The 25,785-nt window shown below is 59.1% G+C and carries 25 protein-coding genes; 10 read left to right on the top strand and 15 right to left on the bottom strand.

The features are described from left to right. Positions 1-18: 18 nt before the first annotated feature. Positions 19-966 carry an endonuclease/exonuclease/phosphatase family protein gene (locus AC13RC_RS12705; RefSeq protein ID WP_488557313.1) on the bottom strand — a complete coding sequence of 316 codons (948 nt, stop codon included), beginning with the start codon at positions 964-966 and terminating at the stop codon, positions 19-21. A gap of 468 nt (positions 967-1,434) precedes the next feature. On the opposite strand from AC13RC_RS12705, the gene petA reads away from it, so the two are divergent. The 4 genes from petA (at position 1,435) to AC13RC_RS12685 (ending at position 4,851) form a co-directional block, all read left to right on the top strand. Further along, on the top strand, positions 1,435-2,013 hold the full coding sequence (gene petA, locus AC13RC_RS12700; RefSeq protein WP_069612671.1) for a ubiquinol-cytochrome c reductase iron-sulfur subunit: 579 nt from the start codon (positions 1,435-1,437) through the stop codon (positions 2,011-2,013). Positions 2,014-2,027: 14 nt separating this feature from the next. Next, positions 2,028-3,302 carry a cytochrome b gene (locus tag AC13RC_RS12695; RefSeq protein WP_112413580.1) on the top strand — a complete coding sequence of 425 codons (1,275 nt, stop codon included), beginning with the start codon at positions 2,028-2,030 and terminating at the stop codon, positions 3,300-3,302. Between the two features lie 22 nt (positions 3,303-3,324). Further along, complete coding sequence (locus AC13RC_RS12690) at positions 3,325-4,191, top strand: cytochrome c1 (protein WP_069612669.1); 867 nt, start codon at positions 3,325-3,327, stop codon at positions 4,189-4,191. 117 nt (positions 4,192-4,308) lie between these two features. After that, the gene (locus AC13RC_RS12685) at positions 4,309-4,851 is read left to right on the top strand and encodes an adenine phosphoribosyltransferase (RefSeq protein ID WP_095435409.1); all 543 of its coding nucleotides are present in this window, start codon (positions 4,309-4,311) and stop codon (positions 4,849-4,851) included. 49 nt (positions 4,852-4,900) lie between these two features. Here the strand turns inward: AC13RC_RS12685 and AC13RC_RS12680 are convergent, their stop codons facing one another. Both AC13RC_RS12680 and AC13RC_RS12675 read right to left on the bottom strand, forming a co-directional pair. Continuing rightward, entirely contained in the window at positions 4,901-5,368 is a 468-nt protein-coding gene (locus AC13RC_RS12680; protein ID WP_113388937.1) for a MaoC family dehydratase, read from the bottom strand. After that, positions 5,365-5,829, bottom strand: a complete 465-nt coding sequence (locus AC13RC_RS12675; protein WP_488557312.1) for a MaoC family dehydratase — start codon at positions 5,827-5,829, stop codon at positions 5,365-5,367. The genes AC13RC_RS12680 and AC13RC_RS12675 overlap by 4 nt, the downstream gene beginning before the upstream one ends. Positions 5,830-6,013: 184 nt before the next feature. On the opposite strand from AC13RC_RS12675, the gene AC13RC_RS12670 reads away from it, so the two are divergent. Both AC13RC_RS12670 and AC13RC_RS12665 read left to right on the top strand, forming a co-directional pair. Then, on the top strand, positions 6,014-7,138 hold the full coding sequence (locus AC13RC_RS12670) for a hypothetical protein (RefSeq protein ID WP_488557311.1): 1,125 nt from the start codon (positions 6,014-6,016) through the stop codon (positions 7,136-7,138). A 179-nt stretch (positions 7,139-7,317) separates the two neighbouring features. Then, positions 7,318-8,078 (top strand): IS5 family transposase gene (locus AC13RC_RS12665; protein WP_488557310.1). Its coding sequence is split into 2 segments (ribosomal slippage): positions 7,318-7,645 and positions 7,645-8,078, totalling 762 coding nucleotides; the frame shifts between segments, so codons are not numbered across the junction. Between the two features lie 44 nt (positions 8,079-8,122). Here the strand turns inward: AC13RC_RS12665 and ychF are convergent. Further along, a complete protein-coding gene (gene ychF / locus AC13RC_RS12660; RefSeq protein ID WP_069612665.1) occupies positions 8,123-9,226 on the bottom strand; it encodes a redox-regulated ATPase YchF in 1,104 nt (367 codons plus the stop codon). A gap of 233 nt (positions 9,227-9,459) precedes the next feature. On the opposite strand from ychF, the gene clpS reads away from it, so the two are divergent. After that, a complete protein-coding gene (clpS, locus tag AC13RC_RS12655; RefSeq protein ID WP_069612856.1) occupies positions 9,460-9,771 on the top strand; it encodes an ATP-dependent Clp protease adapter ClpS in 312 nt (103 codons plus the stop codon). 16 nt (positions 9,772-9,787) lie between these two features. Here clpS and AC13RC_RS12650 read toward each other — a convergent pair whose 3' ends face one another. The 5 genes from AC13RC_RS12650 to AC13RC_RS12630 all read right to left on the bottom strand — a co-directional run bounded on the left by AC13RC_RS12650 (position 9,788) and on the right by AC13RC_RS12630 (position 15,033). Continuing rightward, positions 9,788-10,267: a GNAT family N-acetyltransferase gene (locus tag AC13RC_RS12650; protein WP_113388934.1), complete on the bottom strand. Its 480-nt coding sequence runs from the start codon at positions 10,265-10,267 to the stop codon at positions 9,788-9,790. A gap of 1 nt (position 10,268) precedes the next feature. Continuing rightward, entirely contained in the window at positions 10,269-10,985 is a 717-nt protein-coding gene (pth, locus tag AC13RC_RS12645) for an aminoacyl-tRNA hydrolase (RefSeq protein WP_488557309.1), read from the bottom strand. Between the two features lie 73 nt (positions 10,986-11,058). Next, positions 11,059-11,790 carry a substrate-binding periplasmic protein gene (locus AC13RC_RS12640; RefSeq protein WP_488557308.1) on the bottom strand — a complete coding sequence of 244 codons (732 nt, stop codon included), beginning with the start codon at positions 11,788-11,790 and terminating at the stop codon, positions 11,059-11,061. A 14-nt stretch (positions 11,791-11,804) separates the two neighbouring features. Beyond that, on the bottom strand, positions 11,805-14,171 hold the full coding sequence (locus AC13RC_RS12635) for an EAL domain-containing protein (protein ID WP_488557307.1): 2,367 nt from the start codon (positions 14,169-14,171) through the stop codon (positions 11,805-11,807). Positions 14,172-14,415: 244 nt separating this feature from the next. Further along, on the bottom strand, positions 14,416-15,033 hold the full coding sequence (locus AC13RC_RS12630; protein ID WP_113332245.1) for a 50S ribosomal protein L25/general stress protein Ctc: 618 nt from the start codon (positions 15,031-15,033) through the stop codon (positions 14,416-14,418). A 301-nt stretch (positions 15,034-15,334) separates the two neighbouring features. Between AC13RC_RS12630 and AC13RC_RS12625 the strand changes: the two genes are divergently transcribed. The 3 genes from AC13RC_RS12625 to AC13RC_RS12615 all read left to right on the top strand — a co-directional run bounded on the left by AC13RC_RS12625 (position 15,335) and on the right by AC13RC_RS12615 (position 19,593). After that, positions 15,335-16,777 carry a hypothetical protein gene (locus AC13RC_RS12625; protein WP_488557306.1) on the top strand — a complete coding sequence of 481 codons (1,443 nt, stop codon included), beginning with the start codon at positions 15,335-15,337 and terminating at the stop codon, positions 16,775-16,777. Between the two features lie 94 nt (positions 16,778-16,871). Beyond that, positions 16,872-18,332, top strand: a complete 1,461-nt coding sequence (locus AC13RC_RS12620; RefSeq protein WP_488557305.1) for a hypothetical protein — start codon at positions 16,872-16,874, stop codon at positions 18,330-18,332. 25 nt (positions 18,333-18,357) lie between these two features. Then, entirely contained in the window at positions 18,358-19,593 is a 1,236-nt protein-coding gene (locus AC13RC_RS12615; protein ID WP_152092630.1) for an MFS transporter, read from the top strand. Between the two features lie 14 nt (positions 19,594-19,607). On the opposite strand, the gene AC13RC_RS12610 is transcribed toward AC13RC_RS12615, so the two are convergent. From AC13RC_RS12610 to lgt, 6 genes are all read right to left on the bottom strand, one after another. Further along, positions 19,608-20,540, bottom strand: a complete 933-nt coding sequence (locus AC13RC_RS12610; RefSeq protein WP_069612657.1) for a ribose-phosphate pyrophosphokinase — start codon at positions 20,538-20,540, stop codon at positions 19,608-19,610. Positions 20,541-20,644: 104 nt separating this feature from the next. After that, positions 20,645-21,523 carry a hypothetical protein gene (locus AC13RC_RS12605; protein ID WP_488557304.1) on the bottom strand — a complete coding sequence of 293 codons (879 nt, stop codon included), beginning with the start codon at positions 21,521-21,523 and terminating at the stop codon, positions 20,645-20,647. Between the two features lie 55 nt (positions 21,524-21,578). After that, positions 21,579-22,730, bottom strand: a complete 1,152-nt coding sequence (locus AC13RC_RS12600) for a M24 family metallopeptidase (RefSeq protein WP_488493428.1) — start codon at positions 22,728-22,730, stop codon at positions 21,579-21,581. 1 nt (position 22,731) lies between these two features. After that, positions 22,732-23,514 carry a peptidoglycan editing factor PgeF gene (pgeF, locus tag AC13RC_RS12595; RefSeq protein ID WP_488557303.1) on the bottom strand — a complete coding sequence of 261 codons (783 nt, stop codon included), beginning with the start codon at positions 23,512-23,514 and terminating at the stop codon, positions 22,732-22,734. Between the two features lie 136 nt (positions 23,515-23,650). Continuing rightward, positions 23,651-24,748, bottom strand: coding sequence for a class I SAM-dependent methyltransferase (locus AC13RC_RS12590; RefSeq protein ID WP_113332252.1), 1,098 nt, complete (start codon positions 24,746-24,748; stop codon positions 23,651-23,653). A 77-nt stretch (positions 24,749-24,825) separates the two neighbouring features. Continuing rightward, positions 24,826-25,713 carry a prolipoprotein diacylglyceryl transferase gene (gene lgt, locus AC13RC_RS12585; RefSeq protein ID WP_488557336.1) on the bottom strand — a complete coding sequence of 296 codons (888 nt, stop codon included), beginning with the start codon at positions 25,711-25,713 and terminating at the stop codon, positions 24,826-24,828. Positions 25,714-25,785: the final 72 nt, after the last annotated feature.

Here is a 25,785-nt window from a genome sequence, read left to right as displayed (position 1 = left end):
ACCCCGAAACCCGCCGGATCATTTCTGCCGAGGCACGCTGAACTCCGTCATCAGGCCGAAATGATTCGAGCCCATGGCGTCGCGGATCTGCTTTACGGATATCAGCCGCAACGGCGCACGGGCGAAGACGTGATCGATGGTGATCCCATAGGCGCCCGCAGCAATCGGCCATGTGGCGGGCTCGGGAAAGGCATGGCGAAGGCCGGTTGCCGCCAGGAAGTCGCGCATATCGGGCGTGATGACCGAGGCGTTGAAATCTCCTGCTAGAATCAACGGCCCTTTCACGTCATTAAGGGCCGGAGCGAGGAGACCGAGCTCGATCTGGTGGAATGCATCGAAATAAGGCTTGCTCAGATGAACGGAGGCGAAGTTCACGGGCTGGCCGTCCATGTCGATGGTGGCGAGAATGAAGCGATTGTCCCAGAGGCTGCCGAGGCTGCGCATGAGTTGGGTTTGGAACGGTCTCTTCGACAGCAGCAGGGAATCGCAATCGGTGGTCATCACGCCGCAGCCGATGCGGTTGGGATAGACTTTCAAGATGCGGTCCATCTCGGAAAAGATCGGTCCTGCCTCGAAGATTTCGACGACGTCGGCTTTCGAGGCGATGATGAGATCGGCGATGCGAGGGCCGTTTTCGAAATTGCTGTCCTCGATGTTGAAGGAGAGCAACCTGAAATGCTCGCCGCTCGCCTCAGCCGAAGCGACGAGCGAAGACGTGGTGTATTGCTGCAGCATGAGGACGGAGTGAACCAGCAGGATGATCCCTGCGGCAGTCAGGAAGAGCGCATACCAGTGACGCTTAAAGGCGAATGCGACCAAGGCGAGCAGGATCGCGAACAGGCTTATATGGGTCTGCAGACTTTCGAAAAAGGCCAGCAGCCACGAATCGGCGACGTAACGCGCGGCTAGGATGCCGACCGCCAGTGTGGCGAGAACGCATAGGACGCAATAAATCGTGTGTCTCATGAGAAGTTCTCGTGCTTCGTTTTTGCTGCATCGTATGCGCAAGATAGCAAGTGCAATCCTCCATAAATCCCGGGGGAAATCCATTTGGATTTAAGTGGTAAAGCGCAGGTCTCACGGAGTGGCGAAAGTCGTGATGCTACACTGCCTTCCGCAATGCAGCATTGAAATCATTGTCTATTTTGCCATGCAATATAAGAAGATACTACAGAAATCCCCAGATTTTTCATGGGTTTAACTTTTCGCATCGGCGCAGAAAGAGTTCAGGCTCCAGCCTTGCGACGCAATAGCGCAGTTTTGCCGCGACATTGTGCCCTGACCCCTTGCCAAGACTGGACATAATTTGCGATCAAGCTTAGAACGCAGCGGGTTACGGAGGAATCTATGGCGGAATTATGGTCGCATTGATTCGCCGTTAGTGAGAGGGGTACCGCGGTTTTGCCGTGGTTTGCGGGAAGAGGATGTGCAGCTTTGAGCGAGCATAGTACGACAGTTGAGTCCAGCGGCGAGCCGACTCGTCGCGATTTCCTTTATTTGACGACAGGTATGGCCGGTGCGGTGGGTGCAGTTGCCGTCGCATGGCCGTTTATCGACCAGATGCGTCCGGACGCATCGACACTTGCTCTTGCATCCATCGAAGTCGATGTGTCGAGCCTTGAGCCCGGCATGTCGTTGACGGTGAAGTGGCGCGGTAAACCCGTCTTCATCCGTAACCGCACGCAGAAAGAAATCGACGATGCCAAGGGTACGCAGCTTTCGGACTTGAAGGATCCGATCGCCCGCAACGCCAATCTTCCGTCCGATGCACAAGCAACCGACGTTGCCCGTTCGGCCGGAGAGGGCAAGGAAAACTGGCTCGTTATGATCGGCGTCTGCACCCATCTGGGTTGCATTCCACTCGGCCAGGCAGGTGAATATGGCGGGTGGTTCTGTCCCTGCCATGGTTCGGTCTACGATACCGCCGGTCGCATCCGTCACGGGCCTGCGCCGCAGAACCTCTTCATCCCGCAATATGCGTTTACGTCGGAAAAGAAGATCAAGGTCGGTTGAGGGGGAGCTGAATCATGAGTGGTCATTCGTCTTACGAGCCATCGACAGGGCTCGAAAAATGGGTAGACGCGCGGCTTCCGCTGCCGCGTATGGTCTACGACAGTTTCATCGCCTATCCGGTTCCCCGCAACCTGAACTATGCCTATACTTTCGGCGCCATGCTGGCGGTCATGCTGGTCCTGCAGATCCTGACCGGCGTCGTGCTGGCGATGCATTACGCGGCCAACACGGCGATTGCGTTCAACTCGGTCGAAAAGATCGTCCGCGACGTCAATCACGGCTGGCTGTTGCGCTACATGCACGCCAACGGCGCATCTTTCTTCTTCGTGGCCGTCTACCTGCACATTGCCCGCGGCCTTTACTACGGCTCTTATAAGGCGCCGCGCGAAATCCTCTGGATTCTCGGCGTGATTATCTACCTCCTGATGATGGCGACCGCCTTCATGGGCTACGTTCTGCCCTGGGGTCAGATGTCTTTCTGGGGTGCGACCGTTATCACCGGTTTCTTCTCGGCCTTCCCATGGGTCGGCGACTGGATCCAGACCTTCCTGCTCGGCGGCTTCGCCGTCGATGATCCGACGCTCAACCGCTTCTTCTCGCTGCACTATCTGCTGCCGTTCATGATTGCAGGTGTCGTCATCCTGCATATCTGGGCGCTGCATGTGACCGGCCAGACGAACCCGACCGGCGTCGAAGTGAAGCTGAAGACCGACACTGTCGCCTTCACGCCCTATGCGACGCTGAAGGATGCGCTTGGTGTCTCCATCTTCCTGCTGGTCTTCGCCTATTTCGTCTTCTACCTGCCGAACTTCCTCGGTCATGCCGATAACTACATCCCGGCCAACCCGCTGAAGACGCCGGCTCATATCGTTCCGGAATGGTACTTCCTGCCGTTCTACGCGATGCTGCGCTCGATCACCTTCAACATCGGCCCGATCGACTCCAAGCTCGGTGGCGTTCTGACGATGTTCGGCGCGATCATCGTCCTGTTCTTCCTGCCCTGGCTCGATACGTCGAAGATCCGCTCGGCCGTCTATCGTCCCTGGTACAAGCTGTTCTTCTGGCTGTTCATCGCCGATGCCATCCTGCTCGGCTGGCTGGGCTCGCAGCCCGCGGAAGGCATCTACACCACGGCTGCGCAGTTTGCGACGCTGTTCTACTTCCTCTTCTTCCTCGTCATCATGCCTGTGCTCGGCATTGTCGAGACACCGAGGCGCATTCCAAATTCGATTACGGAAGCGGTTCTTGAGAAACAGGGCGGTAAAGTTGCCGCTTCGGTTCAAGCATAACCGGCGATAGAGGAAGAAAACGATGAAAAAACTTGTTGTCGGCCTTCTATCCCTGACGCTCATCGGCGGCCTCTCGACCGCCGCCGTGATCGCTGCGGAAACGAAGCCTGCCGCGGAAGCAGAGACGCCGCACTATCCGCTGAAGGAGCCGCGCGAGCAGCATTGGACCTTCTCCGGCCCGTTCGGCTATTATGACAAGGCGCAGCTGCAGCGTGGCCTGAAGGTCTACACGGAAGTCTGTTCCGCCTGCCATTCGATGAAGCTGGTGGCTTACCGCACGCTGGAAGACCTCGGCTATACGGAAGCACAGGTGAAGGCCTTCGCTGCCAATTACGAAGTGCAGGACGGCCCGAACCCTCAGGGTGAAATGTTCAGCCGCAAGGCGCTTCCGTCTGACCATTTCAACTCGCCGTTCCCGAATGACGAGGCTGCTGCGGCCTCCAACAACGGGGCCGTGCCGCCCGATATGTCGCTGCTTGCCAAGGCACGCGAAATCGAGCGCGGCTTCCCGCAGTTCATCTTCGACATCTTCACACAGTATCAGGAAGGTGGGCCGGACTATATCTACTCGCTGCTGACCGGCTACGAAGAGCCGCCGGCCGGGTTCAAGGTGCCGCAGAACTCGCACTATAATCCGTATTTCGATGCGGCTGCGACCTTTGCGATGCCGAAGCCGCTTTCCGACGGCCAAGTGACCTATGACGACGGCTCGCCGCAGACTGTGGACCAGTATGCGCGCGACGTGGCGGCGTTTCTGATGTGGACCTCCGAACCGCATCTGGAAGATCGCAAGCACCTTGGCTTCATGGTCATGGTATTCCTGCTGATCTTCTCAATCTTGATCTATCTCACCAAGCGTTCCGTCTATGCAAAGGCCGGCGCTCACTGAGCATCGCGACAATGATCGAGAAAAGGCGGCCCGGCGAGGCCGCCTTTTTTGTTGGTATAGCGCCCTGGTATTGATAGGGTGCAACCGGCCCTATCACAGCCTGAGAGACTATATTTGATGAACACTATTGCTTCGGAGCTTGCCGCCAGCATCCGCTCCATTCCGGATTACCCCAAGCCCGGCATCATCTTTCGCGATATCACGACGATGCTTGGCGACGCCAGGGCATTCCGCCGTGCCGTCGATGCGCTGGTGCAGCCTTACGCCGGCACGAAGATCGACAAGGTCGCCGGAATGGAAGCACGCGGCTTCATTCTCGGAGGGGCGGTGGCGCATCAGCTGTCGTCCGGCTTCGTTCCGATCCGCAAGAAGGGCAAGTTGCCGCACGACATCGTCCGCATCGCCTACAGCCTGGAATATGGTGTCGACGAAATGGAGATGCACCGTGATGCGGTCAATCCGGGTGAGAGGGTCATCCTCGTCGACGACCTGATCGCGACGGGCGGAACCGCCGTCGGCGCGACGAAGCTTCTGCGCCAGATCGGCGCCGAAGTGGTTGCCGCCTGCTTCGTCATCGACCTGCCTGACCTTGGTGGCCGCAGGAAGCTCGAGGAGCTTGACGTGCCGGTTCACACATTGGTGGAATTTTCCGGTCACTGACCGCGTTCGGAAGATTGGCGAGGGCCGTTATGAACGGCCCCGCAGCTCGCTATTCAGAGGCAAGCACCGTGCTTTCGAACCGTAGGGCCGGCAAGCCGTCCTGGTTTATTCCGTCACAAGCGAGTGTGTAGAGCGTCCAGCCCGGGCGCGAGGCCAAAGCGCGGCTACCAAGGATCGCAACGCCATAACTGATGGTATCGCCGGCAAAGACGGGCCGCAGCCATTGCAGCTTCGTAAAGCCGGGCGAGGGGCCGAGAACGGGCGGCGTCTTGCCCTCGGCGGTCAGTCTTGCCGTTTCGGATTTCCAGTAATCGACGAAGCTGCGCATCCACATGGAGCAGCTATGCCATCCCGAGGCACAGAGGCCGCCGAACAAGGAATGCTTGGCCGCTTCCGCATCCATATGGAAGATTTGCGGGTCGAAGCGCGAGGCAAAATGGACGATGCCCTCAGGCGTGAAGGTATGGCTGCCGATGTCGATGCGTTCGCCGACAGCGTAGAGGTCGCTCATCTTCATGCCGAAACCTCCGCGACGCTGCGCATGCGGATCATGACCGCATTCTCTCCGAGGCAGACCAGTTCGCCGCGCTGATTTTCGACCTCGTGGCGAAATTTGACGATGCCGATGCCGGGGCGAGAACGCATGGCGCGTATCTCCACGACGATGGACCGGCCAGAGAGTGTATCTCCGGCCAGAACGGGCTTTTTCCACTCCATGAAATCGATGCCGGGCGCGCCTTCGGCATCGGTGGCAAGGAGATAGGAGTCGCACATCATGCGCATGAACATGGACGATGTATGCCAGCCGGAAGCGGCAAGGCCGCCGAGAATGCTGGCACGGCCGGCTTCCTCGTCCAGATGCATCGGTTGTGGGTCGAATTCGCTAGCGAACTCGATGATCTCCGCCGCCGTTACATGCTTTGGGCCGAGCGGAAATTCTTGTCCCGGCAGGAAGTCTTCGTAGACGAATTTCGTCATATCTTCTGTCGTCCTCCACGTCTCGTTTATCGGCAATCGCATGGCCCGCGGGGCTGGCGCAAGCATTTTCACGGTCAATACAAAGAAGGGACGACGATGACTGTCTATTGGCCGCCGACAGCTCTTGATTGTACGCCGGCGATATGTTGAGGCTTGGTCGTGGCAAGATGATGTGAGAGCTGGAATGAGCGAACTCAAAGTCGCATTGGAAGAGGCAGCGGGCGCGGGGATCATTTCTTCCAGTCAGGCCGAGAGATTGCTGCCCTATCTGGCGGACAAGAACATCGGTGCGTTGCCGACCGGACAGGGTCTCTCTGCACCGCGTTTTCCAGATGATCCCAACCCTCTGGAGGATACGGAAGCGCCGCGTTTCGTGCGGGGCTTTCACGATGTGCTCATCACTATCGGTCTCGTCGTTTTGCTCATCGGGCTATGGGGGCTGGCGAACCGTTATGCGCCCTTGCTGGCAATCGTCGTCCTGGCCGAGATCCTGGTGCGCCGACAGCGGCTGGCGCTTCCGGCCGTGGTCTTGACCGTCGCGCTCGTTGTCTGGATTTTTTACATGGTGGTCAGCTATGTGAGTTCCACACCGGCGCTGAGCGATAATTTTACGATCGGCGCAATCGTGCTGGTGGCGCCATTTCCGCTGTCGCTGGCCTTGTTTTACTGGCGCTACCGCGTCCCGCTGTCGCTGGCCTTATTCCTGTTTTCGCTGTTTGGCCTGTTTCTCGCCGCGGTTTTCTATGTCGCCGGCACGGTAACTGGCTCTTCGAATGTGCCAGCGGATTACCCCATCCAGGCGATGATGATCTTGCTGGTGACCGCGCTTGGCAGCTTTGTATTGGCAATGCGTTATGATCTCAGCGATCCGCAGAGAGTTACGCGCCGGTCCGACGTTGCCTTCTGGCTGCATCTCGCAACGGCGCCGGCTCTGCTTTATTCGACGATCCTCTTGGCCTTGCGCCTCGAGCTCGCCAGTAGCGGCATGGTCTTCACCAATCTCACCGATGCCCTCTTCGGGGGCTATCTGCAGGCGGTGACCGTCCTCGTTGCGGTGCTGGTGATGATGCTGATCGGGCTCGTCATCGATCGCCGCGCCTTTGTGACTGCCGGCCTCGTGTCGCTGGGCTTGGCGACGGCAGCCATCCTCAGGCACAATAATGCCGAGCTCGACAAGGTCGGATTCCTGGTGCTGATGATTGTCGGTCTGTTCGTGCTCGTTATCGGCATCGGCTGGGCCGATCTGCGGCGCATCGTCGTGCGACGCCTGCCTGCCGGTCTGCAGGCGAGATTGCCGGCGCTGAGATAGAGCTTTTCCGCTTTTCTTCGAATCGCGAAAACGCTCTATCCTTTTATTTTAACGCAATTCCGGACAGAAAACCGCTTCGCACTTTTCCTGGAATTGCTTAGGCTGTGGTGACGAATTAAGGGTTTGGGATTCCCAATTAGGAGCAAATCAGATTCAAGGCTGACTTTTGGAGGTCGGTCATGGATATCGATAGGCTCAGTGCGGAACAGTGGTCTCGGATCGAGCCGTTTGTGCCAGGCGGGCGCAAGGGGCGCCGGGGTCCACGCTCCAACAACAGACGGTTCGTCGAGGCGCTGGTCTGGATGGCCCGCTCTGGTGGACGTTGGCGTGATTTGCCCGAACGCTATGGTGACTACCAGACCGTCAAGCGGCGCTATTACCGCTGGATCGAGATGGGTGTCCTCGAAAGTTTGTTCGAGGCGTTAGCGCGAGAAGCGGACCTTGACTGGGTCTCGATCGATTCCACCTCCATCCGTGCCCAGCCTCAAGCCGCTGGCGCCCGGCGAAAAAGGGGGGAGCGGACGCCCAGGGCCTTGGCCGCTCACGCGGCGGGCTAGGCACCAAGATCCACGCCGTCGTCGATGCTTTGGGGCTACCGGTGCGCTTCGTCCTTGCACCGGGACACCGTGGCGATGTGATTTATGGCAGGGAATTGCTCCATGGCCTCAACCCCGGCCACGTCATCGCCGACAGAGCCTATGATGCCGAACACTTCCACGACACCATTCTGGACGCTGGTGCCACCCCCGTCATTCCGCCGCGGCCGGAGCGCCGTCGCCCGCACCGCTGCGACTGGCGGCTCTATAAAGAGCGCAACCTCATCGAACGCTTCTTTGCAAAGCTCAAGCAGTTCCGCCGTGTTGCCACCCGATACGACAAGTTGCTCGCCAATTTCAGAGGCTTCGTCATCATCGCTGCCATAATCATTTGGCTGCGATAGTTAAATCGTCACTACTGCCTAGGCGCCGGCAAGAAAAAAGGCGATCAGGTGTTGAAGCGGAAGTGGATGACGTCGCCGTCTTGGACGACGTATTCTTTGCCTTCGTCGCGTGCCTTGCCGGCTTCCTTGGCACCGGTTTCGCCGTTGTAGGCGATGTAATCGTCATAGGCGATCGTGTTGGCGCGAATGAAGCCGCGCTCGAAATCCGAATGGATGACGCCGGCTGCCTGCGGAGCCTTCGTGCCCTGTTCGATGGTCCAGGCGCGCGTTTCCTTCGGGCCTACCGTGAAATAGGTGATGAGGTGCAGGAGCTTATAGCCTGCGCGGATCAGGCGATCGAGGCCAGCTTCGTCGAGGCCGAGCGCGGAAAGGAATTCCTTCGCCTCTTCGTCGGGCAACTGCGCCACTTCCGCCTCGATGGCTGCGGAGATGATGACGACCTCCGAATTCTGCTCCTTGGCCATGGCAGCCACGGCCGCCGTATGCTCATTGCCGGTCGCGGCATCGCCTTCGGCGACGTTGCAGACGTAGAGCACCGGATGCGAGGTCAGCAGGTTCAGGCTCTTGAGGATGCGGATCTCTTCGGCATCGAGCTTCGAGAGCAGCGTGCGAACCGGCTTGCCTTCCTGCAGCAGCTTCAGCGAGGCTTCCATGATCGGCAGCATGGCCATGGATTCCTTGTCCTTGCCGGTGGCGCGCTTGCGCGTCTGCTCGGTGCGGCGCTCAAGGCTCTCGAGATCGGCGAGCATCAGCTCGGTCTCGATCGTTTCGGCATCGGCGACGGGATTGATGCGGCCTTCGACATGGGTGATGTCGCTATCTTCGAAGCAGCGCAGCACATGCACGATGGCATCGACTTCGCGGATGTTGGCGAGGAACTGGTTACCGAGACCTTCACCCTTCGATGCACCGCGCACGAGGCCGGCAATATCGACAAAGGAGATGCGCGTCGGGATTAGTTCCTTCGACTTGGCGATGTCGGCAAGCTTGCGCATGCGCGGATCGGGAACGGCCACTTCACCCGTGTTCGGCTCGATCGTGCAGAACGGATAGTTGGCCGCCTGTGCCGCCGCCGTCTTGGTCAGCGCATTGAACAGAGTGGACTTGCCGACATTCGGCAGCCCGACGATACCGCATTTGAAACCCATGGCACCTTGTCCATATCTTGAAAATCTTTGCTGTGCCTATGGGGGAAGGGCCGTTGCGGGTCAAGTCTTGTGCGGGCAAGGAGGCTTTTTTCTGCCGAAAGAGAGGCAGAAGTCGTGCGAATACTCCTTTGTATTACCTGAGAGGCGCTGTCGTCCTTGAACCGTGTAGTGCGCTGCACTATAATTTCCCTATTAGCCCAAAGCCTCTTTCCCTGTCGTCAACGGTGATGCCGATGAGTGACAATGATGTCGTCCTGAAACCGAAGACTAAAACGAAGCCGAAGGTCGAACGGCCGAAGCTCTACAAGATTATTCTCGTGAACGATGATTATACGCCGCGGGAATTCGTCATCATGGTGTTGAAGGCCGTCTTCCGCATGAGCGAGGAGACCGGCTATCGGGTGATGATGACGGCACATAAGCTCGGCACTTGCGTGGTCATGGTCTGCGCGCGCGATATTGCCGAGACGAAGGCGCAGGAGGCGGTCGATCTTGCCAAGAGCGCCGGTTTTCCGCTGATGTTCACGACCGAGCCTGAGGAATAGGAACGGTTGCGGCCTGTTAGGTGGCTGCGGGTCGGCGGATATGGAAGCCGGTCTTGTCCTGCTTGAAGCCGCAATTGGCGTAGAAACGCAGCGTTGCTGGGTTCTTCGAACCGGTCAGCAGCATGACCTTGTAGCAGTTCCTCTCCCAGGCGCTTGCGAACGCCTTATGGATGAGCGTGCCGGCAAGACCGCGCCGACGGTAGTCGGCATGGGTCACCACATTCTCGATCAGGGCATAGGGCGCGCCGCCCCGCGTGAGATTCGGGATGACGGTCAGCGTCACCGAGGAGACGGCCTTGTCGCCGTCAAAGGCGGCCAAGATCGTCATGCCGGAATGCGCGAGGATTTCCGCAAGGCGGCTCTCCGCGAGGCTTAGGTCCAGTATCGGATCTTCCGTATGCAGGTGCCGGTAAAGTGCAAGCAGCGTCGGGAGGTCCGCCATCGCGACCGACCGGATGACGATATCCGCCGCGCTTTCCACCGCTATTTCCGACATCTCAATCGTCCTTCTTGCCGAACATCCGCTTCAGCATTTCCGCCATAGGACCGGTTTCCGGGATGTTCGGCTTGATATGATTGCGCGCCTGATGAATGTGGGACTTGGCTGGCGCCTTCTTTTCCGGCTTGGGCGCGTCGTCTTCCGCCTTGCCGCCGAGGGCAAGCGCGATCTTGTTCATCAGCTGCGAATCCTCGCCGCGCGCCAGCATGTCGGCATTGTCGGCGAGCGCGTCGAACAGCGGCTCCAGCCAGCTTTGATCCGCTTTGGCGAAATCGCCGAGAACGTGATTGTGCACCAGTTCCTTGGCGCCGGGATGACCGATGCCGAGCCGGAGGCGGCGATAGTCCTTGCCGCAATGGGCGTCGATCGATTTGATACCGTTATGGCCGCCATGGCCGCCGCCGGTCTTCAGTCGCGCCTTGCCGCCTGGCAGATCGAGTTCATCGTAGATGACGACGAGATCGGACGGCTGGAGTTTGTAGAAGCGCATGGCTTCGCCGACGGCTTCGCCCGAGAGGTTCATGAAGGTCTGCGGCTTGATGAGCAGCACCTTCTGGCCGCCGAGTTCGCCTTCGGCGATCTCCGCCTTGAATTTCTTCGACCAGGGCGAAAAGCTGTGACGGCGGTGGATCGCATCCACGGCCATGAAGCCGATATTGTGGCGGTTGCCCTGATATTTGGCGCCCGGATTGCCGAGGCCTGCGATGAGAAGCATGCGCTTCACCCCTTCGAAAATGCCGATGTCCTTCACCACAGCGATTTGACGGCAAAGTCAAGGCGGGATGCGGTCAGTCGCCGAGGTGCAGGCCGTACTTAAGGAAAATCCGCTTTTGCGTTCCGTCGGCAATCAGCGCATTCAGAGCCACTTGCATCCTGTTCAGGAGATCGGTCGGGAAATCCTTGTGGCAGGCGATCCCCATGGGCTGTTGCGAGAGAAGGGTCACCTTTTCCACGGCGTTGCCCTCTTTCTGCAACTTGTCGAAATAGAATTCCGAGATCGGCATCAGGTCGATACGGTCGCTCATCAGCTTCTTGAGCGCGGCCTTGAAGTCGCTGCCGACGTCGATGCGCGGGAAATCGTTCCGGCGCAGGAGCGCTTCCGTATAATCCTCTCGCCAGGTGCCGACGAGATATTTCCTGGCTTCGGCGATGTTGCCGGCGGTAACACCGGAGCCGCTATGCTTGATTAAAACGTTGCGGTCGATCAGCAGCGGCTGCACCCATTTGAAGAGCTTGTCGCGTTCTTCGTTGTGAGCTGCGACGAATACGCAGGTCATGGGTTCCATCAGCGCCTGATTGTAGGCTCGCGCCCAAGGCATGATGTCGATCGTATAGTCGACGCCGACATTGGTCATCATCTTCTGCACCTGGTCGGTGGTCGCTCCGACAACGGTCTTACCCTCGCGATAGTTGAAGGGCGGATATTCCTCAGTGGTGAAATGGATCGTCTCGGCGTGGACGGAGGAGAAGAGCGTGAGCGAAAACAGGCTGGTAGCAATCATAAGCAGCGGTTTTCGCATGCGGTTCCTCATCGCTATGACGCTTGTGCTACGGGGGAAGGGTGATGTTGGTGCGAGCCGACCAGCGTCCTTACCAGATTGTCCGGATGCAGCGGCCGGTAGAATAGATAGCCCTGGCCATAGTCGATACCCATGGCGCGCAGGGTTGCGCATTCCTCCTCGGTCTCCACGCCCTCGGCAATGACCGTGCAGTTCATCTTGTGCGACAGCGTGGTAATGCTTTCGACCAGCATGCGGCTCTTGGCGCTGACATCGGACGCAGTATCGTTGATCGCCCGGATGAAGGATTGATCGATCTTGATAATGTCGACGGGGAAGCGATTGATATAGCTCAGCGACGAATAACCGGTGCCGAAATCGTCGAGCGCGATGCGGCAGCCGTAGCGGCAGATTTCGTTGATGACCATGCGCGTCTCCGGATTGTCATCCATGAGGACGGCCTCGGTGATTTCCACGACGATGCGCTGGGGTGCGATTTCGTAGCGCGCCAGCAGGGCCGCAATGCGCAGTGGCAACTCCTGCTCGAATTGCAGCGGCGAGAAGTTGATGGCGAGATAGGTGTCCTGCATGCCCTCGATCCGAGAGAGGCGAGCAAAATCGGCGATAGCCTTCTCCATGATGCGGTTGCCGATGCGAATGATGGAGCCCGTCTCCTCCGCGACCTCGATGATGCGGCCAGGCGGCAGGATGCCTTTCTGCGGGTGATGCAGGCGCATCAGCGCCTCGAAACCGGCGATCGAGCGGTCGTCTATATTCACGACGGGCTGCAGATAAGCTTCGAACCAGTCTTCGCTGAGGCCGGTTTCGATATAGTTCTCCAGTTCGGCCCGGCGGCGGGAATCGTCCAGCATACTGTTGTCGAAAATTTGTGCGCCATTCTTGCCATCGCGTTTCTTGGCATACATGGCGATATCGGATTTCAGCAGCAGTTCGGCCGCGTTGGCTGCCTGACGCGGGTAGATCGCAATGCCGATGCTGGCGCTGAGGCGCGCATCGCCGATGAAGGGTGCCTCGAAGGCCTCGGCGATAAGGGCCGCCATGTCGATCGCTCTTGCTTCCGCATTCTCGGCCAGCAGCAGCATGGCAAATTCGTCGCCGCCGAGGCGCGCGGCGATATCGCCCGGCGCCAGGCATTTCTGGAGGCGCGATACCAGTTCGCGCAGTGCCGCATCACCGGCGGCATGGCCCATATTGTCGTTGATCCACTTGAAGCGATCGAGATCGATGAAGAGGCAGGCGAGCTCACGTCTGCGCAGATCGGCTTCATTGATCTTTGCGTCCAGCGCGCTCTCGAAGCCCTGGCGGTTGAGAAGGCCGGTCAGATGGTCGGTAATCGCCTGCCGCAGATTACGGTCTTCCGACTGCTTGAGTTCGGTGACGTCGGTCATGACGGAGAGCGACAGACCGTCCTGGATCGCAGTTGTTTCGAGGATCAGGACATCCATGATCCGCCCATCCTGGCAAAGGAATTTCACCGTCACGGCGAGGCGGGCGGCACTGTCGGGGTTGCCGCGTTTGCGCTCGATATATTGCATGCGCGAATCCGGCAGGATCAGGCTTGCAAACTCGCGGCCGATCACCTCGGCGCGATCATAGCCTGTCGCCGCGAGCCAGTAGTCGCTGACGGCAGCGATGCAATCATTCTTGTCGAGCGAGAAAAGCATGGCGGGCGTCAGATTATAGGTGTCCGTCGCCCGGCGATGGGCCAGCTTCAGTTCGTTTTCCTCGCGCTGGAGTTTGCTCTGCATATCGTTGAAGCTGCTGGCAAGCCGGCCCATTTCGTCGTTCGACTGCCAGTCGACATGATGACGCGAGCCGAGCCGCCGTGTGGCCTCAATGGCATGCGTCAGCCGCATCAGGGGCTGGATGACAAAGATACGATTGCCGATCAGCGCCGCGCCGAAGACCGTCAACACAGCGAAGATGAAGATGGAGATGAAGACGATCTCTTCGCTCTTCAGACCGTCGAATAGGCCGAGCTGAGGATAATAGACCGTGATGGTGCCAAGCCGCTTCGCACCGTCGACGCCGTTGTAGATGATTGGCCGGTCAACGGACTCCAGATTGCCCTTGTAAGATTTCGGGATGGTCGATTGCGTGACGTCGAGCTGGCCGGAAAGATCGCGGACGTTGACACGGACGATCGCGCCTTCGGCAACGGTGGTCGCGCTGATCTGGGTGACGCTGTCTTCGTCGAGGTCCCATAGCGGCTTTGCGAGGGCCTGGGCATTAGCGACGAGGAGAACCGTTATGTGATCCTTGATTTCCTTTTCGGCGCGTTCGGACGACAGAAAAAGGAAAAGGACGAAGAGCGGCGCTACGAAAATCAGCAGCGCACCGCAAACGATCGCGAAAAACCTGTTTTCGACCGAATGGCTCATAGTTCCGTTAGCTCCCCGGTCATAGACCAGCGGATTTTGGGCGCGCCGCTTTCTACAACTCTTTCGCGTAGATTTTCATGAATCCGTTAAATGTTGCTGAAACTGTGAGGTTAATGGAAATCAACGATAGTATAGATCCAAGACGTTCTTATTTTTACTTTCTCTAATATTTATTCCCGGGCATGAAAAACCCGCCGTCCCAAAAGGGAGGCGGGTCTCAAATGCTTCAGGTCGAAGATGCCAATCAGGCGCTGGCTTCTTCGCCGCCTTCTGCTTCGTCTTCAGCAAGGCCGGCTGCCGGGGCAACAATCGTTGCGATCGTGAAGTCGCGGTCGGCGATGACCGGGGTCACGTTCTTCGGCAGCTTGACAGCCGAGATGTGGATGCTGTCGCCGCTCTTCAGACCGGAGAGGTCAACGGTGAAGAATTCCGGGATCGCATCGGCCGGGCAATGAACTTCGACTTCGTGGCGAACGATGTTCAGCACGCCGCCAGCCTTGAGGCCCGGGGACTTCTCGTGGTTTTCGAAATGAACCGGGATTTCGACGGTGACCGCCGTGTTGCCGGAAACGCGCAGGAAGTCGACGTGAACCGTGAAGTCACGGACCGGATCGAGCTGGTAGTCCTTCGGCAGAACCTTGATCTTCTTGCCGTCGACGTCGATCGTTGCGATCGTCGTGAGGAAGCCGCCGGCGTGGATGCGCTTCGTCACCTCATTGGTGTTGAGAGCGATAGAAATGGGGGCCTGCTTGTCACCATAGATGACAGCGGGAATGAGACCATTGCGGCGAAGTTCACGGGCGGACCCCTTACCAACCCGTTCGCGCGCCTCGGCCTTGAGCTCGTAGCTTTCGTGGCTCATAGCTATTCCTTTCGAGGTTATTTGGAGAGTTCATTCGCTCGGTCATGCGCCGTATCGATTGAACTGGAGGAGGGCGTACCCTGCCTCATCCGCGTTGCCTCCAAGGGTGTCTACGCGGACGCGTGGCGTATAATACAAAGCGGCCAAAGGTGCAAGCACCCCCGGAATGCGAAGCCTTGTGGTGACATTGCAACTGCCGCGAACAAGCCTGAGGTGGCATGTCTATCAACGCCTTGACATATACCCTCGGCCCCATCAACAGTCGAATGCAATCGATTGGCGTCAGAAGGAGAGGTCGGGCATGCGTTCCAGAGCAATCGCCGCCGCGGTTTTTTCCATGGGTCTTGCTGGCGCATCACAGGCTGCCGACGTCAATGAGCAAGGCGCCAAGGAACTCCGCAACATCCTGACCCATTCGCTTTCGCAGGACCTTGCCCGCAGCGATTTCGTGACCGTCAAGCCGGCCGGCGATCAATATGAGATTACCTACGATCTCGCGAAATTCTTCGACAAGATCAATTCGAATGCGTTTTCGGTCACGGGTTTCAAGCCGCTGTCGCTTTTTGCGCAGCCGGTCGAACAGGGACGGTGGCATCTGACGGGCGACAACAGCCTCGATGTCGCCCTGCATTCGCCGACCTCGGACATTGCCTATTCGATCGTTTCCAGCTCTTTCGACGGCATTTTTGACCCTACCATCGAAATGATGCGGTCGATGGGTATCAAGAGCAGTGGCGTGAAATTTTCGAGTGCCGGCAGCGGCCCGAAAAGCGGGCGCAAGATCGATGCGACAATCGACAGCGCCTCCTTTGCCCATACGGTTACCGACAGCAGCGAAGCCGGCAAGGTCGACCTGCAATTGCAAGGAACGCTGCAGCGCTTGCGTGAGCAGTTCACTGTGCGTCCGGACGCTTCGCCCATCATTTTTAGTGCCGATAGCGTCGATACCAATGTCACAGCGACAAGCCTGCCGGTGAAGGATCTGCGCGCGCTCATCCGTTTCTTCGTTCAACACGTAAAGGCTAAGCAGCTGTCGCAAAGCGGCAGCGAGAAGTTCGAACAGCTGGTCCATCAGGCCCTGCCGGTTTTCGGTTCGCTCGGCAAGACCGTGACGGTGAACAACGCGCTGGTGGCAACGGAGAGGGGCAAGGTCGGCGTCAAGCGCATCGACTATAGTTTCAAGATGGACGGCCTAACCCAGGCTTCGAACGTCAATCTCGAGCTTAGGGCTGAGCAGTTCGCCCCCGGTGCCGATCTCGTGCCGGCTGCCTTTACGCCCTTCCTGCCTGCGGCGCTGGACGTTCAGCTCGGCGTGCCCAATATCAACTTTGCCGGTCTCATCGATGCCGGGCTCGATTCGATTGCAACACGGGCGACGCCGGTTTCCGGCGAGGCTCTGAAACGCACGATGTTCCCGAGCGGCTATGGAACGCTAGAGTTCCCGAAGATCAGCGCAAAGTCTGACGTCTATGACGTCGAGGTTTCCGGCGCGCTGAAGGGCTCCACCAAGCCGCATTCCGGCATTTCGCTGCAGGCGACGATCCTGGCGCGCGACTTCGACAAGACGGTTGCAGCACTTCAGGAGGCCGCCAAGGCTCAGCCTCGTTTGAATAGCGTTTCTTTCAGCCTGCTCGCCGCCAAGGGTTTTGCCAAGACCGACCCGGACGGCCGTCTCCGCTGGGATATCACCATGGATGAAGACCGGACGGTGACGGTCAACGGACAAGTGATGAAGAAGCCTTGAGGTTTGAGGGCAAGCCCATAAAGTTCCATGCGAAAGGCCGCTCGGCTCTTTCCAGATTTCCACGTTTCTTTTCCATCATATTTGGGGGTGAATTATGCGTTTCAAAGCGGTTGCCACGGCGGCTGTTCTCGCTGCCGGCGTGGCCGGCCTTGTGCAGGCGGCTGACGTCAGCGAGCAAGGTGCCAAGGATCTCTACGGCAATCTGACCTATTTCCTGCCTGATGATATCGCCAAGAGCGGTGCGATTTCGGTCAAGCCGGTCAGCACGCACTATGAAGTCATCTATGATGTGCAGAAGCTGCTCGACAAGTTGAACGTGAGCGATTTCGCCATCAGCGGCCTCAAGCCTTTGATGATGCTGGCGACGCCGCTCGATAGCGGCCTCTGGAACATCGAAGGCAACAATGCCTTCGATATCACGGCGAAGTCCAAGCCCGGCAGCGGTCCCGACACCGAATTTCGCTATGCCCTGGCGTCATCGACCTTCCAGGGCGTGTTCGACCCTGCGCTTCACTATCTGCGTTCCATGGATATGAAGGGCAATGGCATCACCATCGCGACAAAGACCACCGACGCAGATAAGAGCGTCCAGAAGAATGACGCGACGGCCGACAGTATCGTCTATACCCTGTCATCGGCAGACAGCGGTGAGCCGGGCAGGCTCGATCTCAAGATGAACGGCAGCCTGCAATCGCTCTACGACAAGATTTCGGCCGACGATGCGACGCTCGGAGAAATCAAGATCGCGGCGATCGACTTCAACGCTGGCGCGACCAGGCTGCCGCTGAAGGCGGTGAATTCCCTGTTGCAATTCGTCTCCGAACACAAGGATGAGAAGACGCTTTCCGATGCCGACAGCAAGGCGGTCAAGGCCCTGCTGATGGATGCGATGCCGATTGTCGGCTCCTTCGAGGAGTCCGTCGCGATCAAGGACATTGCGGTCACGACGCCATTCGGCAACGGCGGCCTGCAGAAGATGGGCTATTTCTTCAAGGTAGCCGGGCCAGCCAATGCCATGAACGCCGATTTCGGCCTGAATGCCGAGAAGCTTGCCCTGGAAACGGGCCTGATCCCTGAAGACTATGTCGCCTTCATTCCCGATACGGCCGATATACAGGTACAGGTGCCGAACCTGAATTTCTCCGCTCTGGCGGATGTGTTCCAGCAAGCCGATTTGAAGAACCCGGAGAGCGATAAAGCCCTGGACGAGAAGCTGCAGAAGGCCATGTTCCCCGACGGGACGATGACCATCAACTTCCCGAAGATCAGCGCCGTCTCGGGTCTTTATGATGTCGAGGCTTCGGGCAGTATGCGCGGCTGGCTGACCGAAAAGGACCGCGTCGCCATGAAGATGACGGTTCTTGCCCGCGATCTCGATAAGACGATCGCCGCCATCCAGGAGGCCGCAAAGACCAAGGAGGATCTGTCTCAGCTCTCCTTCGGCCTGATGATGGCCAAGGGCTTTGCCAAGACGGATGCCGATGGACGCTCGCGCTGGGATATCGATCTTTCCGACGACGGTCACGTGACGGTCAACGGGCAGGTCATGAAATAAGCCACTCCGAAATCAGAATGCGATCATGTTCGTCCTGAAGCCGCTGAGCCAGCGCTCGATCTCTCTCTTATGGGCCGGCCAGGTGCTGGCGGCTACAGGTTCCGAATTCTACATGGTCGCAGTCGTCTGGATTGCGGCCGACTTCATCGGCCGCGATGCGGGATATGTCTCCGCATTGCAGTCCGGTGCGCTGCTGTTCGGCAGCCTGTTCGGCGGCATCGTCACGGATCGCTGGCGGCACAGCACGACGATGATTACTGCCGATCTGCTGCGTGCGGCTCTATTGCTGATGCTGTCCCTGGCAGGTCTTCTGCATCTGATGAGCCTGCCGCTGTTGATCGTGCTTGCCGGAAGCATCGCGTTGTTGACGTCGACGTTCGATCCGTCGCTGCAGGCGACTCTGCCGGTGATTGCCGTCGATGCCGAAGTCCGGCATGCGACCAACGGCTTGTTCGATGCCACCCGCCGCATGGCGCGTATTCTCGGCCCGAGCCTGATCGCGCTTGTGAATGGGCTCCTGCCGAAATCTCAGTTCTTCACGGTCACGGCTGCTACCTTCATATTGTCGGCGCTTGCCGTGTGGCTGGCGGTGGCGAAACTTCCGACGCCGCCGCGGCGCCGGGATTTCTCCGGAATGGCGGCTGTGGTGGACGGCGTTCTCGGTGGCTGGCGCGCAGCGCGGGGCCATGCGGCAATCCTCTATGGCCTCTTCACCAACCTGATGGGAAACGTTGCCTGGGCGATGGGCATCCTGCTCGGCATGATCCTGCATTTGCGCGAAACCAGCGCCAACCCGTTGACCGACTATAGCCTGATGATGACGGCCTACGGCGTCGGCAACCTGACCACCAACCTGATCCTCGGCAGCGTCAAGCCGCGCCGGCCGGTGGTCTGGATCATCGTGGCGAAGCTCATTTTCGGATCTGGCGTTTTCCTGCTGCCTCTGATGCATGATCGGATCGGGTTGATGATCGTTGCCTGCTTTGCGGCGATCAACGGTCCCTTCGAGAACCTTGCCACGCTGCACCTGATGCAGACGCGCTGCGAGCCGCATCGTTTGGCGCAGGTCTATCGTCTATTGATGTGCGCCATATTCACCGGCCTGCTTCTGGCCTACCTGATGTCGCCAACCCTGTTTGCGTGGTTCGGCATCGGGCCTTCGATTATGGGATCGGGCGCGGCCGTCTTCATCTCGGGGCTGTTGGGCATTGGTCTGCTCGCATGGAAACAGGCGCATCCTGCGGGAGCAAAGGCCACCTGAGGTGGGCCTCAGGCTCAGTCGAACAGGCTTGAAACCGATTCTTCCTGGCTGGTGCGGTTGATGGCTTCGCCGATGAGGGTCGCCGTCGTGATGACGCGGATATTCGGCGCCGAAAGTACGGCGGTCGTCGGCTGGATGGAATCGGTAATTACCAGTTCCTTCAGTTTCGAGTTTGCCACGCGGGTCACCGCGCCGCCGGAGAGAACGCCATGAGTGATATAGGCGGTAACGCTTGCCGCACCTTGTGCGAGCAGTGCTTCGGCAGCATTGCAAAGCGTGCCGCCGGAATCGACGATATCGTCGATCAGGATGCAATCCTTCCCGGCCACTTCGCCGATGATGTTCATCACTTCGGACTCACCCGGGCGGTCGCGGCGCTTGTCCACGATCGCCAACAGACAGTCGAGACGTTTTGCCAGGGCGCGGGCGCGCACGACACCGCCGACATCGGGCGAGACAACCATCACGTTGCCAATATCGTAATTCGCCTTGATATCGCGCGTCAGGATCGGAACCGCATAGAGATTGTCCGTGGGAATATCGAAGAAACCCTGGATCTGGCCGGCGTGCAGGTCGAGGGTCAGTACGCGGTCAGCGCCGGCCTCGGTGATCAGATTGGCCACCAGCTTGGCCGAGATCGGGGTGCGCCCCGAGGCGCGACGATCCTGGCGGGCATAGCCGAAATAGGGGATAACCGCGGTTATGCGCCGCGCCGACGAGCGGCGCATCGCATCGATCATGATCAGCAGTTCCATAAGATGATCGTTGGTCGGAAACGACGTCGGCTGCACGAGGAACACATCCTCGCCACGTACATTTTCCTGGATCTCTACGAAAATCTCTTGGTCGGCGAACCGACGGACGCTAGCTCTTCCCAAGGGAACGTTGAGATAATTGCAGATCGCTTCGGCAAGATGCCGGTTCGAATTGCCTGCGAAAACCTTCATTGTGGCCCGCCTATTACCAACCTGATAGCCGCGCTTTTAACCGCCTTGCTCTCGAATGCAAGAGGGAGAGACACGTTAGCTTCATATTTCTGAAAAGCTTTTAGCTATCCACCGTTGGATTCGCGCCAGGAATTGAATTCCGACATGGTTTTGGTGGCAATTTTCTGCATGACCGTTGGAGGAACGGCCGACCAAGGGTCGCCACGCTTCAGAGGCGCGCTTTCTGAACCCTGGATGCGGTGGACGCGGTTGCCATTGCTATCAAGCACATCCCAAACGTAGGTCACGGAAATCTGCGGCCCGTCTTCAAAGGCGGAAAGATAGCCTTTGAGAATATAGGCGGCACTGGAATCGCTTGAGCTCTTGATCGTCAGGCCAAGCGAACGGGCGTCGGCACCAAGCTGGCGCGACAGCGGAGTGACGGCTTCCACGGGAGCGCCGATGATCGGCAGGAAGCGGACGCTGTTGCCGCCGGCCGCGGCGGTGGGCGGCAGCGACGCCTGTTGATCCGGCTGCCGCTGTTCCGGTTGAGGATCGTCTGCACTCTGTTGCTGCTGCTGTGGCGGTGGGTCGTCCGACAGGCGCCGGTCGGCCTCGCGCTGTTCGTCGGCCTCCGAAAACTGATTGTTAGACGGAGCGATGGAAGCGGTCCGGGAGCCGTCGAGCGGGCGGGAGGCATATGGATTGCTGCCGCTCGACCTCAGCGCCGAGGCCTGCTCGTCGAGCGTGCCACTCCCGCCGTAGCTTTGCGGCTGATAGGCTTGCTGGGAGGTCTGCTGCCGATAACCGTAACTGTCCTGCGTGTCCTGATAGACCTGGCGGCGCTGGGGCGCTGAAGCCATGCGCTCGACGTCGCGCTGCGTGACCGGGCTGGAGCTGACATCACCGATGGCTTCGGGCGGCGTCAGGGCGTCCGTGGTATTGCAGGCGGAGAGCGCGAGGCAAAAGCCGGCGACAGTCAACGTTATCCTGACCAGTCCCATAGACGCGATCCTTTCTCCCGACGGTCTTACCGTCCAGGATCGCTATCTTACGCCCCTAACGGTTAAGAAATTCGAGAGGGTGGCGAGAAAGGGCTTTTGGCGCCTGTGAGGTCGTCAAATAAGTTTGTCCGAGGGTCATGGCGGTGCCGCTGTCGGAATCCATGATGATCATATGGACGAAGAGCGACATGTTCTCCTGGATCTCCAAGGGATTGCCCATATGGAACATTTCGTGCTCCATCCATGACGGCGAGAAGCGGGCGCCGAGAGAGTAGCCGCAGGCGTTCAGCCGGTGGCGGGCAAGGCCGCGCTCGTCCATGATCTTCGCATGCATGTCGAAGATGTCGCCGAAAGTATGCCCCGGCATCAGGATCGTTTCGATCGCCTGCAGGGTTTCCAGGCAGGCGCTGTAGAGCTCACGATGGCGATGGCTGGGAGTGCCGATGACGACCGTGCGCATCATGGCAGCGTGATAATGCGCATCCACACCGGCCCATTCGAGCGTCAACTGGTCATTGGCGTCGAGCTTGCGGCGGCCGGACTTATAGCGGCAGAGCAGGGCTTCCGCACCCGAGCCGATGATGAATGCGTTGGCGGGATAATCGCCTCCACCCGAAAAGACGGCGCCCTGCATGGCCGCGAGAATATCCGACTCGTCCGCGCCGGCCTTGACCACAGACAGGGCTGCGTCGAGGGCATCGTCGGCCAGTGCGGCGGCCCGTTCGACATGGGCGATTTCCGCCGGGCTCTTCGTCAGACGCAGACGACTGATAAGATAAGAGGCATCGATGATCTGTCCAAAGCTTGCAAGCTGATGATCGAGCAGGCGAGCGATGCGACCCGTCATGCCGTGAGTGTCGTATTCGACGCCGATACGGGCACCGAGCAGATCGAGATCGGACAAGAGCTCCTTGAGATCGAGCGTCGGATCGGCGTTGACGCGGTCGACCCATATGCGGATGTCACTGATGACGGAGGTCAGCTGCGCCTGACGCAGATCGGCCGAGCGCGTCAGGAGCGTCAGCGACCCATCCGCCTTGACGACCAGCGTCTGGAAAAAGCAAAAGCCGAACGTGTCGTAGCCCGTCAGCCAATACATGCTTTCCTGTGCGAAGAGCAGCATGGCATCGAGCTTTTCTTCCTGCATTCTCGCCAGCAACCGTGCCAGACGAGCATCGAATTCGCTGCGTTCGAAATGCACGGCCATATCAAGCTGCCTTTCCGATGGCGATGGCGGAAATCTGCCGTCCGTAATCCGGCTCCTTCGCATGCGTCGTGCGCCGATAGGAGAAGAAGCGGTCAGGATCCGGATAGGTGCACAGGTTCAGGCTTTCGGCGGTGACGCCCGCCTTGCGCAGCCGATCGACCGTGAGGGACGGCAGATCGAACATGGCATGACCGTCGCGTTCCGAAGGGGCGAAATATTTGGCATAATCGGGATCATGAGTGATGAAGCGCTCGACGAATTCGGGACCTACCTCATAGCTCGCCTGGCTGATCGACGGGCCGAGGCAGGCAAGGATCGCCTCACGCCGCCCGCCAAGCGCCTCCATTGCATCGATGGTATTTTCCAGCACGCCGGTCAGCGCGCCCTTCCACCCCGCATGAGCGGCGCCAATGACCCGATTTTCCGGATCGGCAAAAAGGATAGGGCCACAATCGGCGGCGAGCACGCCGATTGCGATGCCCGGTGTCGCCGTGACCATAGCATCGGCCTGCGGCCGGCTGCCATCGTAAGATGTGCCGATTGTCACGACATCGGGTGAATGGATCTGATGCACGGTAGCGAGCCGTTCGACGGGCAGACCGAACCAGCCGGCTACGCGGCGGCGGTTTTCCTGCACGTGCTCGCGATCGTCATGTGAACCCAAGCCCACGTTCAGCCCGCGATAAAGGCCTTCAGAAACGCCGCCGGCGCGGGTGAAATAGCCATGGCGAATGCCGGCAGCCTCGGCGGCGCTCAGCAGCGTGCTTGCAAGTGGTGTCGGCAACTGCAGTGTCCCTTGATGTCTTGGTTCAGCCTGTCGTGCGATGGATAACGCAGCCGCGGCGAAGCAGTTCGATTTGACTGGGATGTTGGCCCAGTCCGGCGCGCACTGTCAATGCGTAGGGATCGATGGTCACGTTTCAGCCGACGGGACGAAAGGGCAGGAGATCGATCGCCGGGCTGGAGACCGCCAGCACCTTGAAGAGCTCACCCATCTTGCCTTCGCCGGCGCCTGCCAGCCTTTCAACGGCGACACGGATGTTCTCCTGGGTCGCCGCATCCTGGTCTCTGCCAAGGGCTGCCGCCCGCTCCAGCAGGCCGAGACCGACCAGGAAATCGCCCTGATGACAGCAGCCGTTAATGTGCATGCCGGAGGCCAGCGCGGTTTGCGCCAGATGCTGGAAATCGACATGGCTGGTGAGATCCGCTTCGCCCGGATGTTCCAGCGGCGGATCGTATTCGTGCATGCGCACGGCCTGCAGCGTATCGCCGAAGCCTGTCGCCATGTGGCCGTAGTCGATGGCAAGCGCCGTGCCGCCATGAGCGGCAAGCCTATCGCAGATCGTCGTCATAACGGCCTGACGGGCGGGTGCGATTTCGAAAATCGTACCGATCGGCGGCAGTCCGCCCTCTGGAAGAAGTGCAGGATCGAGCGTGGCGACGCCCGCCGTGAAGCTCAGCTCGTCGTTGGCGTCGAGGCCGACCGTGCGCTCGCGGAAGCCGTTGGCGGTGCGAACAAACTGGCGGATGGGAATGGCGTCGAAGAGTTCGTTGGCGGCGAGCAGGGTGAAACCTTCAGGCACCTCGCCGAAATCCGTATGCCAGGAGATTTTTGCGCCGTAGGCATCAAGGGTCTGGCGCTGGAAGCCCTGCAGGCGCTCGCTGGTTTCGACGAGATGGACCGTCATGGCATCATAGAGCGGCGGGGCCAGCTTGCCGATGACGCGCAGCATGTCGGACATCATCGTGCCACGGCCCGGACCGATTTCGACAAGACGCACCTCGGCAGGAGTTCCATGTCGCTGCCAGGCATGCACCATGAAGACGCCGATCATCTCACCGAATAGCTGACTGACTTCGGGCGCGGTGACAAAGTCGCCGGATTGGCCGAAAGGTTCGCGCGTCTTGTAGTAACCATGCACCGGATCGGCGAGACACAGCGAAAAATAATCGGTGATGCTCAATGGCCCATTGGTGCGGATGATGGCTTTGATTTTTTCCCCGAGCGCCGTCGTCATTCTATGCTTTCGCTAATGCGTGGCCCAGACAGACTGGGAGCGTCTTTCAAGAAGACCACGCGATATTGAACTCCATCTCAAGCTATCTGTCTCGCCGCTGCCTGACGGGCGCGGATAACGGCCCAAAGGCCTATCGCCACCATCGGAAGCGAAAGCACCATCCCCATCGTCAGCCAGTTCGTGCCGAGCAGATAACCGAGCTGCTCGTCAGGCTGACGGAAGAATTCGACAAAAATACGCGAGAAAGCGTAGCCGATGACAAAAATGCCGCTGACCGTGCCCGGTTTCTTCAGCGTCAGCGCCCAGCGCGTAAGCACAAAGAGGATAAGGAAGAGGATGATGCCTTCAATGCCGGCTTCATAAAGCTGACTCGGGTGCCGCGGGTCTGGGCCTGCGGGGCACACGCCGTTATGGGCGGCGATCACATGTGGGCTGCAGAAGACCATCGCCCAGGGAACATCTGTGACGCGACCCCAGAGCTCGCCATTGATGAAATTGGCGATACGGCCGAAGAAAAGCCCGATCGGGGCGACGGCGGCGACGATATCGAACAGGCTCCAGACGGGAATCTTGTTTCGCCTTGCGAACAAAATCATAGCGATGGTGGTGCCTATTAATCCGCCGTGGAAAGACATGCCGCCGTTCCAGACTTCGATGGCACGGATCGGATTGGCCAGGACCGGATCGAGATCGTAGAAAAGGATATAGCCGATGCGGCCGCCGAGAACGATGCCGAAGGCTACCCAGAGAATGAAGTCATCCAGATGCTGGCGCGTCATCGGTGCTGTATCGTTCAGCCAGAGCCTGCCGTTATCGACCAGCCGCCTGGCATAGAACCAGCCGAGCAGAATGCCAGCGACATAGGCAAGTCCGTACCAATGGACTGAAACCGGGCCGAGAGAAACGGCGACCGGATCGATATCCGGAAAAGGCAGGATGGCGGCGAGATTGGCGGATGTCAGCAAGATCGTCAGGCCCGTTGCAGCATGTTCCCGAAAGCACCGTGCCATTTCGGGGCAGGATCATGCTAAATATCC

This window comes from Martinezella sp. CNPSo 3890, assembly GCF_057784455.1.
The sequence above is the reverse complement of the archived record's forward strand: the minus strand, read 5'-3'. Positions and strand labels throughout refer to the sequence as shown.

What these genes read in the sequence shown, in the direction of transcription:
- AC13RC_RS12705 (WP_488557313.1), bottom strand. Translation starts at nt 966, where the DNA reads ATGAGACACACGATTTATTGCGTCCTATGCGTTCTCGCCACACTGGCG.
- AC13RC_RS12695 (WP_112413580.1), top strand. Translation starts at nt 2,028, where the DNA reads ATGAGTGGTCATTCGTCTTACGAGCCATCGACAGGGCTCGAAAAATGG.
- AC13RC_RS12690 (WP_069612669.1), top strand. Translation starts at nt 3,325, where the DNA reads ATGAAAAAACTTGTTGTCGGCCTTCTATCCCTGACGCTCATCGGCGGC.
- AC13RC_RS12685 (WP_095435409.1), top strand. Translation starts at nt 4,309, where the DNA reads ATGAACACTATTGCTTCGGAGCTTGCCGCCAGCATCCGCTCCATTCCG.
- AC13RC_RS12680 (WP_113388937.1), bottom strand. Translation starts at nt 5,368, where the DNA reads ATGAAGATGAGCGACCTCTACGCTGTCGGCGAACGCATCGACATCGGC.
- AC13RC_RS12675 (WP_488557312.1), bottom strand. Translation starts at nt 5,829, where the DNA reads ATGACGAAATTCGTCTACGAAGACTTCCTGCCGGGACAAGAATTTCCG.
- AC13RC_RS12670 (WP_488557311.1), top strand. Translation starts at nt 6,014, where the DNA reads ATGAGCGAACTCAAAGTCGCATTGGAAGAGGCAGCGGGCGCGGGGATC.
- ychF (WP_069612665.1), bottom strand. Translation starts at nt 9,226, where the DNA reads ATGGGTTTCAAATGCGGTATCGTCGGGCTGCCGAATGTCGGCAAGTCC.
- clpS (WP_069612856.1), top strand. Translation starts at nt 9,460, where the DNA reads ATGAGTGACAATGATGTCGTCCTGAAACCGAAGACTAAAACGAAGCCG.
- AC13RC_RS12650 (WP_113388934.1), bottom strand. Translation starts at nt 10,267, where the DNA reads ATGTCGGAAATAGCGGTGGAAAGCGCGGCGGATATCGTCATCCGGTCG.
- pth (WP_488557309.1), bottom strand. Translation starts at nt 10,985, where the DNA reads ATGCTTCTCATCGCAGGCCTCGGCAATCCGGGCGCCAAATATCAGGGC.
- AC13RC_RS12640 (WP_488557308.1), bottom strand. Translation starts at nt 11,790, where the DNA reads ATGCGAAAACCGCTGCTTATGATTGCTACCAGCCTGTTTTCGCTCACG.
- AC13RC_RS12635 (WP_488557307.1), bottom strand. Translation starts at nt 14,171, where the DNA reads ATGAGCCATTCGGTCGAAAACAGGTTTTTCGCGATCGTTTGCGGTGCG.
- AC13RC_RS12630 (WP_113332245.1), bottom strand. Translation starts at nt 15,033, where the DNA reads ATGAGCCACGAAAGCTACGAGCTCAAGGCCGAGGCGCGCGAACGGGTT.
- AC13RC_RS12625 (WP_488557306.1), top strand. Translation starts at nt 15,335, where the DNA reads ATGCGTTCCAGAGCAATCGCCGCCGCGGTTTTTTCCATGGGTCTTGCT.
- AC13RC_RS12620 (WP_488557305.1), top strand. Translation starts at nt 16,872, where the DNA reads ATGCGTTTCAAAGCGGTTGCCACGGCGGCTGTTCTCGCTGCCGGCGTG.
- AC13RC_RS12615 (WP_152092630.1), top strand. Translation starts at nt 18,358, where the DNA reads ATGTTCGTCCTGAAGCCGCTGAGCCAGCGCTCGATCTCTCTCTTATGG.
- AC13RC_RS12610 (WP_069612657.1), bottom strand. Translation starts at nt 20,540, where the DNA reads ATGAAGGTTTTCGCAGGCAATTCGAACCGGCATCTTGCCGAAGCGATC.
- AC13RC_RS12605 (WP_488557304.1), bottom strand. Translation starts at nt 21,523, where the DNA reads ATGGGACTGGTCAGGATAACGTTGACTGTCGCCGGCTTTTGCCTCGCG.
- AC13RC_RS12600 (WP_488493428.1), bottom strand. Translation starts at nt 22,730, where the DNA reads ATGGCCGTGCATTTCGAACGCAGCGAATTCGATGCTCGTCTGGCACGG.
- AC13RC_RS12590 (WP_113332252.1), bottom strand. Translation starts at nt 24,748, where the DNA reads ATGACGACGGCGCTCGGGGAAAAAATCAAAGCCATCATCCGCACCAAT.